Below are 2987 nucleotides of genomic sequence, written 5' to 3' on the forward strand. Positions count from 1 at the left end.
CCGCCCTCGAGTGACTGAATGACCTGTTCCTGCGAGGTCGGCACCACTTTACCTGTCCCGTTAGAGACTTCATCAAGCAAAGCCCAATAGGCCCAGCCCACCAGAATGATGAAGAAAACGAAGACGAGCCGAACAAAGCGCTTCTTCTTCTTGAGCTGAAGCCCTTGCTCGCTTCCGTTTACCCAGGCACCAAAGTCTCCGCCGATGGCCGCCATGCTGTATCCCTCCGGATCACGCCTGTTTAGGTGTTTCTACCTTGCTCATGCCCAGCAATGTCTGCAGACCGCGTTCCTTGCTGTCGTCCAATGCAACCTGCCCGTTCTCAACGACGATCAGCCGCTGCACGAGTTCGAGCACGCGCATTCGGTGCGTCGCGATAACGACCGTGCGCCCGACACTCCATTTCGCGAATTGTTCGATAAAATGCCGCTCTGTGGCCTCGTCCATGGTTGATGTCGGCTCATCGAGAAGCACAACCGATGGATCGCGGATCAAAAGTCGTGCCAGCAAAATGGCCTGTTTCTGGCCCCCTGAAAGACCGCCACCACCTTCTTGAACCAGATGTTCAAGACCTTTCTGCAGGCGACGTACAAACCCATCTGCTCCAACCATGGCAAGCACCCGCTGTATCTCCGCATCCGAAGCATCAGACGCACCCATGGTGATATTCTCGCGCAAAGTGCCAAAGAACAGGCGCGAGTTCTGCGTCAGCAGACCCACATCCCGTCGCACATCGGCGGGATCTATTTGCGGCAAGGCAAGATCGTCGAGCAGAACCTCACCTTCAGCTGCATCAAGCAGTCCGGAAAGAGCAAGCAACAGGGTCGATTTGCCCGCACCATTACGCCCAAGCACGGCAATGCGATCTCCATGCTTGATCTTCAGATCCTTGATCAGAAGAACGGGGGTAGAGTTCTCATCGCCATAGCGGAAAATGGCATCCTTCAATCGATAGGAGCCGTCAATCTTCGGGCAGTGGATACGGGTTTCGCTATCGGGATGATCGACCGGCATTTGCATCAGCTGATCAAGGCCACGCTTGGCAATACGCGCATGTTGCAAGCGCCCCATGATCTGAGACAACTGACCCATCGGCGCCAACATGCGGGAGCCAAGAATAGATGCGCCGACCAGCGCACCCGTTGTCATGTCGCCCGAAATAATCAGCGGCGCACCCACAAAAACTGTCAGAGCATAAACCCCGCCCTGCACATTCTGCGTCCACACACTGAGACTATTGGTCAAGGCACGAAGCCTGATCTGTGCCTCACCCGTTACGGCATTGAAGTGGTTCCACTGCTGCTGAAACCGATCTTCTGCCTGCAGCCCTTTGATATCCTCGATGCCCTGCACGGTTTCAACCAGCATGGCATTACGAAGCGAGGCCTCACGCATGGCCGCATTGGCATAAGCTCTTAACCGCCGTTGCAGGAAAAGGCCCGGCAAAATCAGAAGAACCAGCGCGCCGAGCGGTATGAAGACCATCCAGCCAACCAGCGCCGAATAAATGACAAGGAACAGGAAAAAGAACGGAAGGTCGGCCAGCGCGGACACCGTCGTCGAGGTGAGCAATTCACGTACCTGATCAACGTCACGCAATTGCGCGATAAACGATCCTGTCGATGTCGGTCGCGCTCGATTGCGAACACGCAAGGCGTGACCGAACACGACATCGGACATCTGCAAGTCGGTCTGTTTGCCGAGCATGTCGATGATGCCCATGCGCGCACGGCGCATCATGAAATCAAAGAATATCGCCAGCAAAACGCCGCTGAACAGCACATAAAGCGTGTTGAACGATTGTGCAGGCACGACGCGATCATAGACCTGCATCGAGAATAATATGCCCGCGAGACCCAGCGTATTGGCGATCAGCGAGGCAACCAGCACATGGCTATAAGATCCGATATCGCGGAAAATAATCTTCCGTAGCCAGTTTTCTTCATACGGCTTGATATAGGCATCGACACGCGCATCGGGCACGGTTTTCGATGGTCGGGCAAGCACAACACTTTCTGTCTCAGCCAGAAGATCTTTCAGCGCAAACGGCTGCTCAAGCCCCTCTTCGCCGCTTAACCAGACACTCGCCTGCCCGTCCTTTGAAAGCGTATGCACCACTGCAAGCTGCTTATCCTTGAGCATCAGAACAAACGGCAGATGCCAGGTCGAAAGGGTGATCTTGGTTGGCTCAACAAGCCTGACACCCAGCCCCATGTGACGGGCCATAGCGCGAATTTTTGCTTTGTCGTCGATGTTGAGATCAGCGGCGGCCGCAAGCTTGGTTCCCTGCACGGATACAGGCATTCGGTAATGCTTTGCCACCAGTTCCAGCGCTTCGAGCCAGTCTTCAACATTGAAGCGTGATGGCGCCTCAGGCTTTGGTTGTTCGCCAATCAGACCAAGTTCAATCGACGGATCGATAATTGGAGGGTTCTCGCCACGCTTCATTGGTTGCTCCCGTCTCCCCGCAATGCCGATGCCTGAAGACCAAAACCTTGGCGCATTTTGCCTGAGCTATAGAGGCAGTTCAGATTGAGGCGCCTGATATCATGCACCGTGTTGGCTGACTGAAACCGGGACTCATGCAATTCCTGCTCGGCATTGAGCAGATCGAGCAATGTTCTTGTGCCCAGTTCCACATATTGTTCTCGATAAAGATCGCGGGTTTTCACCATCATACCGGCGCGCAATTCGAGCGATGACATAAGCCGGTTCAACGTACCGATCTGGCTTCGCGACTCCATGAGATTGCGTTCCATATCGATGCGTGCCGTGCTGATTGCCGATTCCGCTGCCTGAAGACCGTAAGCCGCAGCACGTTTGCGCGCACCTGTCTGACCGCCATTATAAAGGCTGGACGACACATTCACGCCGACCGAATATTCCGGCTGGCGATCATTGCTGGTCGTATTATCGCGGGAAGCATTCAGATCATAACCCGTCGTCGCTTCAAGCGAAACAGTCGGGAAAGCCTCTGCTTTACTCGC

General features: G+C 54.7%; 2 protein-coding genes and 1 pseudogene. All 3 read right to left on the reverse strand.

The features are described 5' to 3' along the window. Positions 1–215 (reverse strand): annotated as a pseudogene (locus tag CEV34_RS03085) (secretion protein HlyD); the annotation flags it as partial. Positions 216–231: 16 nt separating this feature from the next. After that, the gene (locus CEV34_RS03090; RefSeq protein WP_007876148.1) at positions 232–2448 is read right to left on the reverse strand and encodes a type I secretion system permease/ATPase; all 2217 of its coding nucleotides are present in this window, start codon (positions 2446–2448) and stop codon (positions 232–234) included. Then, on the reverse strand, positions 2445–2987 hold a 543-nt coding region (locus CEV34_RS03095), incomplete at its 5' end, for a TolC family protein (RefSeq protein WP_179253457.1). The genes CEV34_RS03090 and CEV34_RS03095, both read right to left, overlap by 4 nt.

This window comes from Brucella pseudogrignonensis (assembly GCF_002252525.1).
Taxonomy (GTDB): Bacteria; Pseudomonadota; Alphaproteobacteria; order Rhizobiales; family Rhizobiaceae; genus Brucella; species Brucella pseudogrignonensis.